Here is a 14,038-nt window from a genome sequence, read left to right on the forward strand (position 1 = left end):
CCGCCTGCACCCGGCGCATTTTGGCGAGGTGCCGGACGAGAACAGGCTGCGAAGGGGATCACGCCGGGGCCGGTCCGCCTTTGGCGTGGCCTGCGCGGCAGCAGTGCTTGAGTTGCTTGCCGGATCCGCAAGGGCAGGGGTCGTTTCCGCGCAGTTGCAGGCGACCGACAAGCGGCAGAAGCGCTGAGGAGGGAAGGAGGCTGGCCATCAGGATCGCCAGCCTGGCGGATATGCCGGGAATGACCAGCCGCCGCCGGGCCTTGAAACCGCGCCAGGCGCATCTTGCCACGTATTCCGGTGTGGCCTTCGGAAGCGCTTTGAACAAGGCCGCCCTGTTGGCGCCGGATTTTTCGAGGAATTCGGTCGACACCGGTCCCGGCGCAACGCAGGTCACGGTTACGCCCGTCTTTCGCGTCTCCTGGTAAAGCGCCTCGGAGAAGGAACGAACGAAGGCTTTGCTCGCATAATACATCGCCATGTACGGGCCGGGCGTGAAACTGGCGACGGAGGCCAGATTGATGATGCCGCCGCGGCCGCGCGCGACCATGCCCGGCAACAGGTGCAAGGTCAGGGCCGCTAGCGCGCGTACATTGACGTCGATCATGCCGATCTGGTCGGCAATCGGCAAAGCGGTCGCCGCGCCGCGCAGGCCGTAGCCGGCACTGTTGACAAGAACGTCGCAGACAAGGCTTTCGCGCGAAAGTAATTCGTCGAGAATGCGCGTGGCATCGGGCGCGGCAAGATCGACTGGCAGGGAGAATGCCTCGCCGCCCGCCTGTTCGATCGCGGCCTCCACGACCCGCAAGCCTTCGATGGACCGCGCGACCAGAACGACCGGCGCGCCGTCTCGCGCGGCAAGCTCGGCAATTGCTCTGCCGATGCCCCGGGACGCTCCGACGACGACAATGGCGGCTCGTGGTGGGTGCTGCAATGTCATACGGAAGGCTCCGGCGCAGCGATGGGCGCATTGTCGGCTTTCGTAAGGCCTGCCACCTCGTCGGCGATCTCGCCGTTCAATATTTCCTCGAAACGCGCCAGGGCGCGCGCGACGTTGGCGCCGTCCATGACGCGGTGGTCATAGTGGATTCTCACAGTGACCGATCCGTCGTCACCGATCGGCCCATAGTTGAAGATGGTGGTGAGCGGCGTCAGCGGATTGAGCGATTCAGCACCCAGGCCGGAATAGACAGACAATTGGAAGGTGCCGAAGCGGTGTCCCCGTTGGCGCCCCATGTTCAGGCTGAGCCACATCAGCAGCCGCCGCAACGGCGCCGGCAGGCGCGCGATCTTCAACGCCCGCCGATATTCCCTGATCTCGGGCACGGGACGGGATCGGGCCTCCTGGAGCAGGGCGCTCAATTCGGCAATGGATCGCCGTTCGGGTGTCTTGATCGTGCTGAGGAGAACGACTCGCTCGCCTTCGTACTCGCGCTCGTGTGCCACGGACGCGATGCTTCCGGGGTACTCATAGAGTTGCGGTCTCGGAAGCTTGATATAGGCCCGGCGCAAGTCTGGTGTCTCCTGCGAGAGCAAACCGTAGCCCTTGAGAAAAAGCACCACCCACGATGGCCGATCCGAGCGGCTTGCCCGGGCTTTGTGCAACGCGCTGATGTCCATCTGCCGCTGCACCGTGACCCGAGGCACGCCGATGGAAAATCGCATCAGATCGCCGACGAGGCGTCGTGCGGCGGAAAGCTTGATCGGTCGGCCCCGCATAGTGCCACCTCTAGTAGATATAGGGTATAATTCGCTTCGTCCTGTCCATGTAGTCGCGATATTCGGGCCCGAAGAATTCCAGCATCAGGCGCTCCTCCTTGCCCACGCGCAGGAAGAAAAGAACAGCGAAACCAACAAGCCCCGCAAGTCCGACCACCCAGTTCGACAGCAGCAGCAGCTGGCCGAGTCCCATAAGCAGGAAGCTCGTATACATCGGGTGGCGGACGGTGGCGTAAGGGCCCGTGCTGATCAGCTTGTGTTTTTCGCGAATTTCCAGCGAAATGGACCAGTTGCGGCCGAGTTCCTTATGCGTTCGACGGAAGGTCCAGATCGCGGCGGCGAACACGAACGCCCCAAGCCCGACCAGCCAAGGTTGGGCGACGTAGTCGGCAAATCTCGGAATTCCCGTCGCCACATAGAGTGCCGGCACAATGGCAAGGCCGAGCGAAGCAGCAGCCAGGCCAATCGTATCGGTCGTCGATCGACGGTTGCTCATCACCCGCACACGCCTTGCGCGGCGTTCGAACGGGTAACGGACGACATACCAGGCAATGATGCCCACGACCCAGACGATTTCGCCGATGGAAGCGGCAGACATGTTCACGTTGGCTCACCCAAGCTCTTTTGTGCGGATGCTGGTCCGCAGGTGGCAATCACGCACGAGACTGCCATGCGTCGCTCGGACCTGACAAGGCAATAAAACCGCAGCGGTCGAGAACACCGTTGCCGGGCGATGAAGGCGTTTCCTTGTGCCTGGTCAGGCGTGGCGTGGCGCGCTCGCCCGCTAGCCGCCGTTCATCTCTCGCAGCCGCGTGATGAACTGCTGCGGCCTTAGCCAGATGCCAGGTGTCTTGTAACCCATGGATCGCGCGATGTCGGCAACGAAAGCGTTGCAGTTGTAGATCGACGCCTGCCAGAAGCGGGCTTCGGACTTGAGCTTCCGGATTTTGGCAACGACGTCGCGATATTGCGCTTCCGTCAACATGACGCGCCAGCTCGCGGACCTGTATTGTTCCTCCAGGTCGCCGTCGCTGGCGCCAGTTTCGGCCGGAACCGGCAGAAGGTGGCCAATAACATAGGGGGCGGTATCGCTTGTGGCGGGTGCAAGCCCCGCAACTTCCGGATTGACCATTGCTCCCGACTTGCTGAGCTGGCCGAAAATTACATAGGAGTGCCCGTAGCTGAGCGCATAACGAGAGCGGAACTCGATGAAGTAGCCCTGATTGCTCTGTTGCGATGTGCCCGCATAGCTTGAGACAAACCGCGGCTGTGGGCCCTTATCCTGCGATTGACACGCCGTGAGCGCCATTGTGGCCAATACGGCGAACGAAATAAGACCTCGTGAACGCATCATTCCTGCGCCATCTTTCCCGAATTCTGATGAGCACACGAGAATGCCACTTACGGCTTTCGGTCCGCGCACCCCTACGAGTGGCCGGGCTGGCCACGATCAGACAGGGCGGGGAGGATGATGGTCCTCCCCGAACCAAGGTCAGAATTATTTGTAAACGGGCGCCGGTTCTGCCGCCACGGGTGGCGGGGCCTTGCCTTTGCCTTTGCCGATGGTTCCGCACGCCGCGAGGCTGGCGACGGAAAGCAACGCAACTGTAACGATTAGGATTCTGCTCATCAATATGTCCTTTCCTCTGTGGTCGGAATGGTTATTCGAAGGCAACGATTACAGTATTAGTAGCAATTCACGATTCGGCCTAGTGCGGAAAGAGCACACTCCCTGTCCGCTTTATCGTTACCAAAATCCAAACTGTGTTTCGGAACATTCCCGCCCTACTCCAATACGGAAGGGAGATAGCGTACGTTATCAAATGATCAATACCGGAGTTCCAACTGGTGTCCGTGCGTAGAGATCGACTATGTCATCATTGGTTAGACGTATGCAGCCGTTCGAAACTGCCTGTCCTATAGTCCAGGGTGCATTCGTGCCGTGGAGCCGGAACTTGGTGTCCTGGCCGTTGCGATAAAGGTATAGAGCCGACGCGCCCAAAGGGTTGTGAGGGCCGCCTGTAACGCCGCCGGCGTATTGCGCCAGTTCCGGTTTGCGTCGGATCATGCTTGCGGTCGGCGTCCATGATGGCCACTCAGCCTTGCGACCGACGATGGCTCGCCCTTTGAGTGTGAGCCCTTCCTGCCCGACGCCGATCCCGTAACGCATCGCCCATCCGCCGTTTTCGATCGAATAGAGGTAGCGTTGCGATGTATCGACGAGGATTGTTCCGGCCGGTTCTTTGCCGTCGTACCGGACGTGTCTCTTTCGGTAGCGTGGATCCACACCCGGTGTGCCACCGTACAGCGATGGGAACGAAACGCCCTGCCAGCTTGAACTGCACCCGGCCAGCAAGCCAAGGCTGCTGATGAACAGGGCTCTTCGAGTAATGCGCTGATTGTCCATCTTTACCTGCTGAGAAAAATGGTACACCCCGACTCGCTTTTAGCATTACAATATTTGCCGGCAAAGTTCCGATCAGTCAAACTAAACCATGCGTCAGCCTATGCGGTCGGGACAGGAGATATTTATGCACGTTCCGCGGGAAAGTCTGCGCAAGAGTGATGTATTCGTGCGGACGAATCTGGATCGTTCTCGGAAATCTCATTAAAAGTGCTGGTGTTTTTCGCGTCTTTCTGTGGACGGTGGGTCGATAAATCTGTGCCTCGCATCGAATGCATGAAATGATTTGCGATGTCGCACACGCTCGGTTGGTCGAGCGTGACAACTGGAAATGACGGTATGAATTTAGGCTTCACTGGCAAAGTCGCTGTGGTGACCGGCGCCGGTTCAGGAATCGGCGCGGCCGTATGCCGGCAACTCGCGGCCGAGGGCGCGGAAGTCATTGCTGCCGATGTCGATGCCGACGCAGTGCGTCTCGTCGTCGAAGATATTTGCGCGAATGGAGGCAAGGCCCATCACGTCGCGCTTGATGTCGCCGATTCTGCCGCCGTCGAAAAGCTGGTGAACTACGCCGTTCAGACCTGTGGTGGCCTGCATCTCGCAGTCAACAATGCCGGGATCGACGGCGTGCGCAAGGCAACCGCCGACTATCCAATCGACAGCTGGCACGCGCTGATGGACGTCAACCTTCACGGCGTTTTCTATTGCATGAAATACGAGATCGCGGCCATGGCGGCGCAGGGTGGCGGCGCGATCGTAAACACGACGTCCATTCTCGGTTCCGTCGCTCTGCCGACAGCCGCCGCCTACACGGCGGCCAAGCACGCAGTGGTTGGGCTGACGAAGGCCGCTGCGATCGAGTACGCCCGTAGCGGTATCCGCATCAATGCGGTGGCGCCCGGCTGGATCGACACGCCGCTATCGGGCGAAAATGCCGACGTGTCCAGCAGCCGGCGCATGATGTCGCTGCAGCCGATGGGACGCCGTGGCACGCCGCAGGAAGTGGCGGCCCTGATCTGTTTCCTGCTTTCGGAACAGGCAAGCTTCATCACGGGAAGCGTTCACCTCGTCGATGGCGCCTACACCGCTCACTAGCGGGCCGCGCACGCACCGTTCCAATCCCCTCCCGTTGTTCAGGGCGCGCAGACGCGCGTCCGGCGTCGCGTAGTGTTTGCTATGACCCATGAATAAAAACGTTTTTATTTTTCTTGAAAACGTTTTTATTGGCTGTTACCTCTAGTCTCCAGGAGAAGGCCTAAGCCTGGGAGGGTGCATGGCGACTGAGATGCACAGGGCGCGACGCACACCGACGCCGACGATCAAGACCCTGGCGGAGATGACCGGCTATTCCATTGCCACGATCTCCAAGGCCTTGCGTGAATCGCCCGTGGTTGCGCCAGCGACCAGAGACATCATCTACAAGGCGGCACGCGAAGTCGGCTACCAGGCCAACGCTCGCGGCATGGCGCTTCGCACCGGCAAGAGTTTTCAGGCGGCCGTGCTGATGCCGGTGACCGCGGCGCGCGACTATGAATGGGACGGCGTCGAATACACCCAGACCCTGAGCGGCATCAGTCAGGCGCTCGAAGGCACCGACTACCGCATGTCCGTGCATGTCATCCGCGATGCCGCCGATGGCGCGGATGCGGCGCGCCGCATCGTCGACCAGGGGCTTGCCGACGGGCTGATCTTCTCCGGCATCCTCGCCGACGATCCGCGCATCGATCTGCTCGTCGGCGAGGATTTCCCCTTCGTCTCGATGGGACGTTGCCGCGGGGATCTCGACTATGCCCATGTCGACATCGACAACGAATGGGCCGCGCATGCGGCGACCGCGCGGCTGATCGCCGGCGGCCACCGGCGGATCGCGCTGGTCAATCCGGAACGGCGGCTTTCCTACGCGCTCGACAGGATCGACGGCTTTGTCCGGGCGTTTCGCGAGGTCGGCCTGGAAACCCCGACGGATCTGATTGCCGAGGGTGATCTCTCGACCCATTTCGGACGGAAGACGGTGACCGATTTCCTGCAATTCGACGACGCGCCGACCGCCTTCGTCTGCATCAACGAATCCACCACGCTCGGCGTGCTCTCGGGCCTCGGCAGCCTCGGGCGCCAGGTCGGCGTCGATGTCGATGTCATCGCCTATGACGACATCAATGTCAGCGCCTATTTCACGCCACCGATCACCACTTTCTATCAGCCGATCGAGGTGCTTGGTCGCACGCTCGGTCAATTCCTGCTGCGCCGCATGGAGGGGGAGGACCCCAAGGTGCTGAGGCAGGTCTTCCGGCCGACGCTGATTGAGCGCCAACCCGACAATCTCGGCGGCCGTCTGATCCAAAACTAATCATCCAAGGAGGAGAACCATGAAAAAACTGATGATTGCCCTGGCCATTGCGGCCCTTGCTTCGAGCGTGTCGCACGCCGCCGATCTCGGCGGCAAGCTCTTGAAGGTCGGCTCCGACACGACCTCGCCGCCGATGGAAAGCATCGATCCGGCAACCGGACAGGTCGTCGGCTTCGACGTCGATGTCGTCAATGCCGTCTGCGCCAAGATCAACTGCCAGGCCGAATTCATCACCACCGGCTGGGACGGCATCTTCGCAGCCCTCGACCAGGGCAGCTTCGACCTTGTCGCATCGGGCGTCTCGATCACCGAGGAACGCAAGAAGGCGATGGACTTTTCCGACCCTTACATCGTCAACAGTCAGGCCGTGCTGATGCGTGCTGACGACCAGGGCATCACGCTCGACGCCTTCAAGGACGCCGGCAGGAAGCTTTCGGCCCAGGCCAACACCACCGACGCCCAGGTTGCCGAAAGCGTCGTCGGCAAGGAGAACGTCGCCGCCTACGACACGTTCAGCGCCGCGATCATCGCGCTCAAGAACAAGGACGTCGACGGCGTCGTCATCAACGGCGCCAATGCGGCTGCCTACGAGCGCGAGTTCGCGGGCGAGCTCGTCGTTGCCATCAAGGATCTCGAATCCGATCCGCTCGGCCTCGTCTTCCGCAAGGGCGACGAAAACGTCGCGGCCTTCAACGAAGGCCTGAAGATGATCAAGGACGACGGCACGCTCGACCAGCTGATCAGCAAATACTGGGGCCTCAAGTAAGCCTTTGAAATCGATCGGATCCGGAGCGTGCCGCGCTCCGGGTCGTCTGTTTGTCTGTCCTGTGCCCCGGAGGAATGAATGTCGTTCCTGAGAAGCGTGCGTCCGAGCAATCTGATCATCCTGACCGCGCTGCCCTTCATCATCTATCTGTTCATCTCCTCCGGCGACTATCAGCGCTCGCTGCGGGCGATTCTCGGTGTCGAGAACGGCTCGTCGGCCTTCGTGCCGGGCTTTCTGGCGCTCGCGATCGCGTTTACCTCGGGCATCGCCGTGCTCGTGTTCTCGCGCGCCAAGGCGCCGCGCCCGCGGCTTGCGAACGTTGCGGCGCTGCTCAATCTGGCTGCCGCCGCCGTTCTCGTCATCGGCCACAACATCCACCCCTTCATCGCATCCGTCGTCGCCAACGGCGTCGATCCGTTCAAGTCGACGCTGATCGTCAAGGGCGTGACGCCCCGGCAGTTGACGGAAGCCGCGGACCTGATGGTGCAGGGCGTCGAAGCCTGGCTGTTCCCCGCCTATCTCGCCGTCACGCTGATCGGCCTCGGGCTTCATTTCCTGAGCGGCCGTCCGGATGCCCCTTCCGACGGAAAGGCGCGTCGCGTCGCCCGCTGGATCCTTGGTCTCACCAATGGCGCCGGTTTGGTTTTCGTCTTCTTCTTCGCCCATATCGCCTTTGCGGCCGGGGTCGCGACCACTATCCGCGCCGCGATCGCCGCCTATATCCTGGCGGCGCTCATGGGTCTTGTCTGGGTCGGGCTGCTGCAACTGCATTCAACAGTTAGAACCAGCCTCTATTTTGCCATTGCCACCCTTGTGCTGGCGGTTGCGGCCGGCTGGTTCCTGATGCAGCCGCGCGACACCTACGTGCTCGCCGGCACGCTTGAGGGCAAGGTCGGCATCGTCACCAACACGCCGGCGGGCCTGATCAGCGCGGTGCGCTTCGGCCAGTATGACGGTGCGCCGCAGACGGAAACGCCGGTGCGCACCTTCGTCGGCCCGGCCGAGGCGCTCGCCTCGATTGCCAAGGGTGAGGGCGTTTCAGGTGCCCTGCTGCCGGCCGCTTCCGCGCCCGCCGACATGCCCGTCCTCTGGAAGACCGAGGCGCTGAACGATCGCGATCGTGCCGCCGGTGTCACCGTCGCCGTGCTTGCGATCATACTTGGTCTCTTGACCTTCGGCGGCTATCTGCATCAGCGCCATCCGCTGGCGATCGGCTCGGAGTTCATCGTCGATACGATCCGCGGCATCCCCATGCTGGTGATCGTGCTCTATGTCGGCTTGCCCTTAAGCGGGGCGCTCAAGGACGCGACACAAGGCGTGCTCGATCCACCAAACCTGGTGCGCGGCATCGTCGCCATGGCGCTCGCCTATTCGGCCTATCTCGCCGAAATCTTCCGCTCGGGCATCAACGCGATCCCGGTCGGCCAGATAGAGGCGGCGCGCAGCATCGGTCTCAACCGCTGGCAGACGGCGCGCCTCGTCGTGCTGCCGCAGGCCTTCCGCATCATCATTCCGCCGCTCGGCAACGAACTGATCGCGATCCTCAAAGACACGTCGCTCTTGTCGATCCTGTCGATCCGCGACATCACCCAGCGCATGCGCGAGTTCCAATCGGCAAGCTTCCTGCCGTTTGCACCCTACAACTCGGCGGCGATCTTCTACATCTTCCTGACGCTGGCTGCGGCAAGCCTCGTCAACATGGTCGAGCGGAAATATGACATCAAGCACCGCTAGACCCCGCACGGTGTTGATCACGGGAACCTCCCGCGGCCTCGGCGCGGAACTCGCGCGGCTTTATACCGAAGATGGCTGGCGGGTGATTGCCTGCCAGCGGAGGCCGATCTCGAGCGAAGGCTCGGCGGATCGCTTGGCGCTGGATGTTGCCGATCCGGCATCGATCGCCGCCCTTGGGCGGTCGCTCCAGGGCGTTGCGATCGACCTGCTGATCAACAACGCGGCCGTGCGCGGCGATGTCGGGGGCCTTGCGACGCTTGAACCGGGCGATTTTCTCGACGTCATGCGCGTCAATGCGCTGGCGCCGCTCTTGGTGACGCGGGCGCTGCTTCCGAACCTGTGCGCCGGCAAACAGCCTGTCGTCGCCAATATCAGCAGCCGGGCCGGGTCGCTCGCCGAAGGCACGCTCGACGATGATGACGGCGACTATGCCTACCGCTGCTCCAAGGCGGCGCTGAACATGGCGACGGTCAAGCTTGCCCAGGATCTGAAGCGCGACGGGATTTCCGTCGTTTCGCTGCATCCGGGCTGGGTGCAGACGGACATGGGCGGCAGCGAGGCCGTCGTTTCGGTGGCTCAAAGTGCGACCGGGTTGAAGGCGATCATCGACCGCACAGGTTTGGCCGATAGCGGCAGTTTCCGCGCCTATGACGGGCGCCGGGTTTCGTGGTGACAGGACAGTGAATATGGACAGAGATTTGAGAACCGAGCAGGAAATGGCGACGATCCGGGCCTGGCTCACCGAGACCTACGGCATCGAGGCGAGCCTGTCGCCGCTACCGGGCGAGCACGATCTCAACTATCGCGTCTCTGCCGCCGATGGCCAGGAATACCTGCTGAAACTGCACGCCGCCGGCGATGCGGACGAACTGGACATGCAGGTGGCTGTGCTCGAACACCTCGCGGCCAAGGCATCGGGCCTGCCGGTCTCGAGGGCGTTTCGTGATCGTTCAGGCGGTGTCACCAGCCGGATCGAACTTCGGGGTCCGCGCACCGCACGGCTTCTCTCCTGGCTGCCGGGCGATATCTGGGCGAAGGCGCCGCGGCGCGATACGGCAAGCGCCGAAAGCCTCGGGCGCCTGCTCGCCGGACTTGATCGCAGCCTTGAAGATTTTTCCCATGCCGGTGCCAAGCGGCTCTATGCCTGGGACATCGGCCGCGCCGACATGCACCGCAAGCACGTGGAGCTGATCGACGGTGACGACAAGCGCGAAGCGGTCGATGCGATCCTCGACCGTTTTGCTGCGGCGGTGCTTCCGCGTCTGGCGTCGTGCCCGATGCAGGTCATTCACAACGACGCCAACGACTATAACGTGCTGCTCGACAAGGACGGAACGGCCAGCGGCCTGCTCGACTTCGGCGATATGGTCGAGACCTGGCGGGTGATCGAGATCGCGGTCGCTTCCGCCTATGCGCTGATCGGGGCTGCCGATCCGGTCGGCACGGTCGCAGCCCTTGCCGGTGCCTACCACCAGGTCAATCCGTTGAGCGAGGCGGAAGTCGAACTGGTCTTCGATCTGGTCATGACCCGCTACGCCGTCAGCATGTGCATGGCGGCAAAGCAGATCCGCGACAATCCCGAAAATACCTATCTGCTCGTCAGCCAGGAGGATGTCTGGCGCGAACTCAATCGCCTGCAGGGCGAAAACCGTGCAATCGCCATCGCGCGCATCCGCGACGCCTGCGGTTTCGCACCGATCCCGCAGGCCGCCGCCGTCGTTCGCTGGCTCGAAAAGAACGCGCATGACTTCGCGCCGATCGTTCAGCCCTCGGTCAAAAAGCCGAAGGTGACGGTGTTCGATTTCTCCGCCTCGGGACCTGAAGCCGCGCAATGGGCAAACCTCGACGCGGCGGAAGCCGAAGCCCGCATCATGGCCCAGATCGGCAGCGAGCGTGCCGCCTTCGGCATCGGTATTTACGGCGAGGATCGCGGCATCTATCAGGGTGACGCTTACGAGACATCGGTCGAGGGCGCACGGCGCTCGGTGCATCTCGGCGTCGACATCTTCGCGCCGGCAGGCGAGCCGGTCTCGGCGCCCTTCGCCGGCACGGTCGCCTTCGTTCACGACGACGCGGTCGCCTTTGGTTTCGGTCCGACCGTTCTGCTGGAACACGAGATCGAAAACGGTGTTCGCTTCTGGACGCTTTACGGTCACCTGTCACGCGACAGCGTTGCCAAGCTCACCGACGGGCAGGCGATCGCCAAGGGCGAAGTTTTTGCCACCTTCGGTTCCGCTGACGAAAACGGCAACTGGGCGCCGCATCTGCATTTCCAGGTCGTTACCGATCATCTCGGCCTTGCTGGGCAGATGCACGGCGTCGGCGTGGGTGACCAATGGCAGGTCTGGCGCGAGGTGAGCCCGGATCCGAGCGTCGTGCTTGGCCTTTCGGTTCCGGTCTCGGTGATCGTGCCGCGCGACAAGCAATTCCTGGTCCGAGAGCGTCATCGCCGCATCGGCCGGTCGTTGAGCATCGCCTATAGCGCCACCCCCTTGAAGATCGTTGGCGGCGAGGGCGCGCATCTGATCGACGAGGACGGCACGCGCTGGCTCGACATGGTCAACAATGTCTGCCACGTCGGCCATTGCCACCCGCGCGTCGTCAAGGCAGCGCAGGCGCAGATGAGTAAGCTCAACACCAATTCGCGCTATCTGCACGATTCGTTGGTCGAATACTCCCGTCGGCTCGCCGCGCAGTTCCCGGACCCGCTCAACGTCTGCTTCTTCGTCAATTCCGGCAGCGAGGCGAACGACCTCGCGATCCGCCTGGCGCGTGCCTATACCGGCAACCGCGACATCATCACCGTCGACCACGCCTATCACGGCCATCTGTCGAGCCTGATCGACGTCAGCCCCTACAAGTTCGCCGGCAAGGGCGGCGAGGGGCAGGCGGCACATGTGAAGGTCGCCGAAATGCCGGATCTCTATCGCGGGCGCTATCGTTATGGCGACGCGGATGCCGGCCGGAAGTATGCCGAGGACGTGCGTAGCCAGGTGGCGGCCCTTGCCGCCGAGGGCCGTCGTCCGGCGCTGTTTTTCAGCGAGGGCATTCTCGGCACCGGCGGTCAGCTGTCGTTGCCGGACGGGTATCTGCGCGAAGCCTATGCGCATGTGCGCGCGGCCGGCGGCCTCTGCCTTGCCGATGAGGTGCAGGTCGGCTTCGGTCGCGTCGGCAGCCACATGTGGGCGCACGAGTTGCAGGGCGTTACGCCCGATATCGTTACCATGGGCAAGCCGATCGGCAACGGCCACCCGATGGCCGCCGTCGTCACGACCGAGGCGATCGCCGCCTCCTTTGCCAACGGCATGGAGTATTTCAACACCTTCGGCGGCAATCCGGTTTCGGCCGAGATCGGCCTTGCCGTGCTCGACGTCATCCGCGACGAGCGGCTGATGCACCATTGCCGCGTCGTCGGCGACCGGCTGATGGACGGCGCACGGGCACTCGCTCAAAAGCACGCGATTATCGGCGATGTCAGGGGGCACGGCCTCTTCAACGGCATCGAGCTGGTGCGCAACCGCGAGACGCTGGAGCCGGCGGCGCGTGAGCTCGATTTCGTCATTGCCGAGATGAAGCGCAAGCACCGCATTCTCTTGAGCAGCGAGGGACCGCACCACAATGTGCTGAAGGTAAAGCCGCCGGCGCCCTTCAGCGCCGAGGATTGCGACCGCTTCCTCAATGCGCTGGACGATACGCTTCAGCGTCTAAGCGTCTGAGACAAAAGACCAAAAACGGCGGCCTCCGGGCGGCCGTTTTGTCATTGCCCGCTGCTCTCAACAGCAAAATCGGATCAATGCAATTTTCCGCTTTACAAGAAAGTTAAACGTTTTTATCGTGCATATAAACGTTTAACTTGGTGCTGCATTAGGGCCATTGGCCACGGCAGTGCTCCGCCGGCAGGGAGGGCCCGTTGGCAGCGATCCGCATCGACAATTTGCGCAAAGGCTTTGGTTCGCTCGAAGTCTTGAAGGGTATCAACCTCGATATCGCCGACGGCGAGTTCGTCTGTTTCCTTGGGCCCTCGGGCTGCGGCAAGAGCACGCTGCTGCGCTCCATCGCCGGGCTCGAGGATCTCGATGGCGGCTCGATCCATCTGGGTGAGCGTGACATCACCGACGTCGCCTCGGCCAAGCGCGATATCGCCATGGTCTTCCAGAACTACGCGCTCTATCCGCACATGAACGTGCGCAAGAACCTGTCCTTCGGCCTAGCCCTGAACGGCATGAAGCGCGACGAGATCGATCGCCGTGTCGACAACGCCGCCGACATCCTGCGCATCAAGGAACTGCTCGCTCGCAAGCCGCGCCAGCTTTCCGGCGGCCAGCGTCAGCGCGTGGCGATCGGCCGCGCGATCGTGCGTGAGCCGAAGCTCTTCCTGCTCGACGAGCCGCTGTCGAACCTCGATGCGGGCTTGCGCGTCACCATGCGCGTCGAGCTCGCAGCCCTGCATGAGCGTCTCGGCGTGACCATGATCTATGTGACCCACGACCAGGTCGAGGCGATGACGCTTTCCGATCGCGTGGTGGTGCTCGACAAGGGCAAGGTCAGTCAGTTCGGCACGCCGCTCGAACTCTTCTATCAGCCGGCCAACCTGTTCGTCGCCGGCTTCATCGGTTCGCCGCGCATGAACTTCGTGACAACAGAAGTGACATCGCAGGTCGATACGGCGGTGACGCTCAACGGCGGCGGTCTTGCCCATCCGCTCGCGCTCGAAATGCTCTCGGCCACACCGATCGCCAAGCCCAAGGCGGTGACGCTCGGCATTCGCCCGGACAAGATCGAGCTGGTTTCGGCCGAGGAGGGTCACCTCGTCGGCGACGTGCGCCTCGTCGAGCGGCTCGGCACGGAAAGCCACGTCCATATCAGCCTTCAGAATGGTGGCGACATGACCGCGGTCGTGCGCGGCACGCATCCGGTTTCCGCCCGCGAGCGCGTGCATCTACGTCTGCCGGCCGAGCATTGCCATCTGTTCGACGGCGAGGGCCAAGCGGTTGCGCGGCGTCTCGATGTCGAGACGCAGGCGCTCATCAATCAGGAAAAGGCAAAGCGGGTCGCGTAACCCGAAGGAGGA

At 62.5% G+C, this 14,038-nt stretch carries 13 protein-coding genes; 7 read left to right on the forward strand and 6 right to left on the reverse strand.

Translation table 11 applies throughout. The features are described from left to right. Positions 1-58: 58 nt before the first annotated feature. The 6 genes from IB267_RS25905 to IB267_RS25925 all read right to left on the reverse strand — a co-directional run bounded on the left by IB267_RS25905 (position 59) and on the right by IB267_RS25925 (position 4,123). Positions 59-937 (reverse strand): SDR family NAD(P)-dependent oxidoreductase, encoded by an 879-nt coding sequence (locus tag IB267_RS25905; RefSeq protein WP_192450379.1) that lies wholly within the window; start codon positions 935-937, stop codon positions 59-61. Further along, complete coding sequence (locus tag IB267_RS25910; protein ID WP_192450381.1) at positions 934-1,716, reverse strand: hypothetical protein; 783 nt, start codon at positions 1,714-1,716, stop codon at positions 934-936. The genes IB267_RS25905 and IB267_RS25910 overlap by 4 nt, the downstream gene beginning before the upstream one ends. Positions 1,717-1,726: 10 nt before the next feature. Further along, positions 1,727-2,314: a protein-S-isoprenylcysteine O-methyltransferase gene (locus tag IB267_RS25915; protein ID WP_192450543.1), complete on the reverse strand. Its 588-nt coding sequence runs from the start codon at positions 2,312-2,314 to the stop codon at positions 1,727-1,729. A gap of 186 nt (positions 2,315-2,500) precedes the next feature. Further along, the gene (locus IB267_RS25920) at positions 2,501-3,070 is read right to left on the reverse strand and encodes a hypothetical protein (RefSeq protein WP_043616286.1); all 570 of its coding nucleotides are present in this window, start codon (positions 3,068-3,070) and stop codon (positions 2,501-2,503) included. Positions 3,071-3,214: 144 nt separating this feature from the next. Next, positions 3,215-3,346, reverse strand: a complete 132-nt coding sequence (locus tag IB267_RS33535; RefSeq protein WP_082006004.1) for an ABC transporter — start codon at positions 3,344-3,346, stop codon at positions 3,215-3,217. A gap of 189 nt (positions 3,347-3,535) precedes the next feature. After that, entirely contained in the window at positions 3,536-4,123 is a 588-nt protein-coding gene (locus tag IB267_RS25925) for a L,D-transpeptidase (RefSeq protein ID WP_192450383.1), read from the reverse strand. Positions 4,124-4,459: 336 nt separating this feature from the next. On the opposite strand from IB267_RS25925, the gene IB267_RS25930 reads away from it, so the two are divergent. The 7 genes from IB267_RS25930 to IB267_RS25960 all read left to right on the forward strand — a co-directional run bounded on the left by IB267_RS25930 (position 4,460) and on the right by IB267_RS25960 (position 14,026). Further along, the gene (locus tag IB267_RS25930; RefSeq protein WP_192450384.1) at positions 4,460-5,215 is read left to right on the forward strand and encodes an SDR family NAD(P)-dependent oxidoreductase; all 756 of its coding nucleotides are present in this window, start codon (positions 4,460-4,462) and stop codon (positions 5,213-5,215) included. Positions 5,216-5,393: 178 nt separating this feature from the next. Then, positions 5,394-6,467 (forward strand): LacI family DNA-binding transcriptional regulator, encoded by a 1,074-nt coding sequence (locus IB267_RS25935; protein ID WP_246810842.1) that lies wholly within the window; start codon positions 5,394-5,396, stop codon positions 6,465-6,467. Positions 6,468-6,486: 19 nt separating this feature from the next. Further along, positions 6,487-7,233: a transporter substrate-binding domain-containing protein gene (locus IB267_RS25940; protein WP_192450385.1), complete on the forward strand. Its 747-nt coding sequence runs from the start codon at positions 6,487-6,489 to the stop codon at positions 7,231-7,233. 78 nt (positions 7,234-7,311) lie between these two features. Beyond that, positions 7,312-8,967, forward strand: a complete 1,656-nt coding sequence (locus IB267_RS25945) for an amino acid ABC transporter permease (protein WP_192450386.1) — start codon at positions 7,312-7,314, stop codon at positions 8,965-8,967. A gap of 10 nt (positions 8,968-8,977) precedes the next feature. After that, a complete protein-coding gene (locus tag IB267_RS25950) occupies positions 8,978-9,640 on the forward strand; it encodes an SDR family oxidoreductase (protein ID WP_192450545.1) in 663 nt (220 codons plus the stop codon). A 13-nt stretch (positions 9,641-9,653) separates the two neighbouring features. Next, positions 9,654-12,683 (forward strand): aminotransferase class III-fold pyridoxal phosphate-dependent enzyme, encoded by a 3,030-nt coding sequence (locus tag IB267_RS25955; protein WP_192450387.1) that lies wholly within the window; start codon positions 9,654-9,656, stop codon positions 12,681-12,683. A gap of 194 nt (positions 12,684-12,877) precedes the next feature. Further along, positions 12,878-14,026, forward strand: coding sequence for an ABC transporter ATP-binding protein (locus tag IB267_RS25960; protein WP_192450388.1), 1,149 nt, complete (start codon positions 12,878-12,880; stop codon positions 14,024-14,026). Positions 14,027-14,038 lie beyond the last annotated feature (12 nt).

This window comes from Ensifer sp. ENS09, from assembly GCF_014852425.1.
GTDB lineage: Bacteria > Pseudomonadota > Alphaproteobacteria > Rhizobiales > Rhizobiaceae > Ensifer.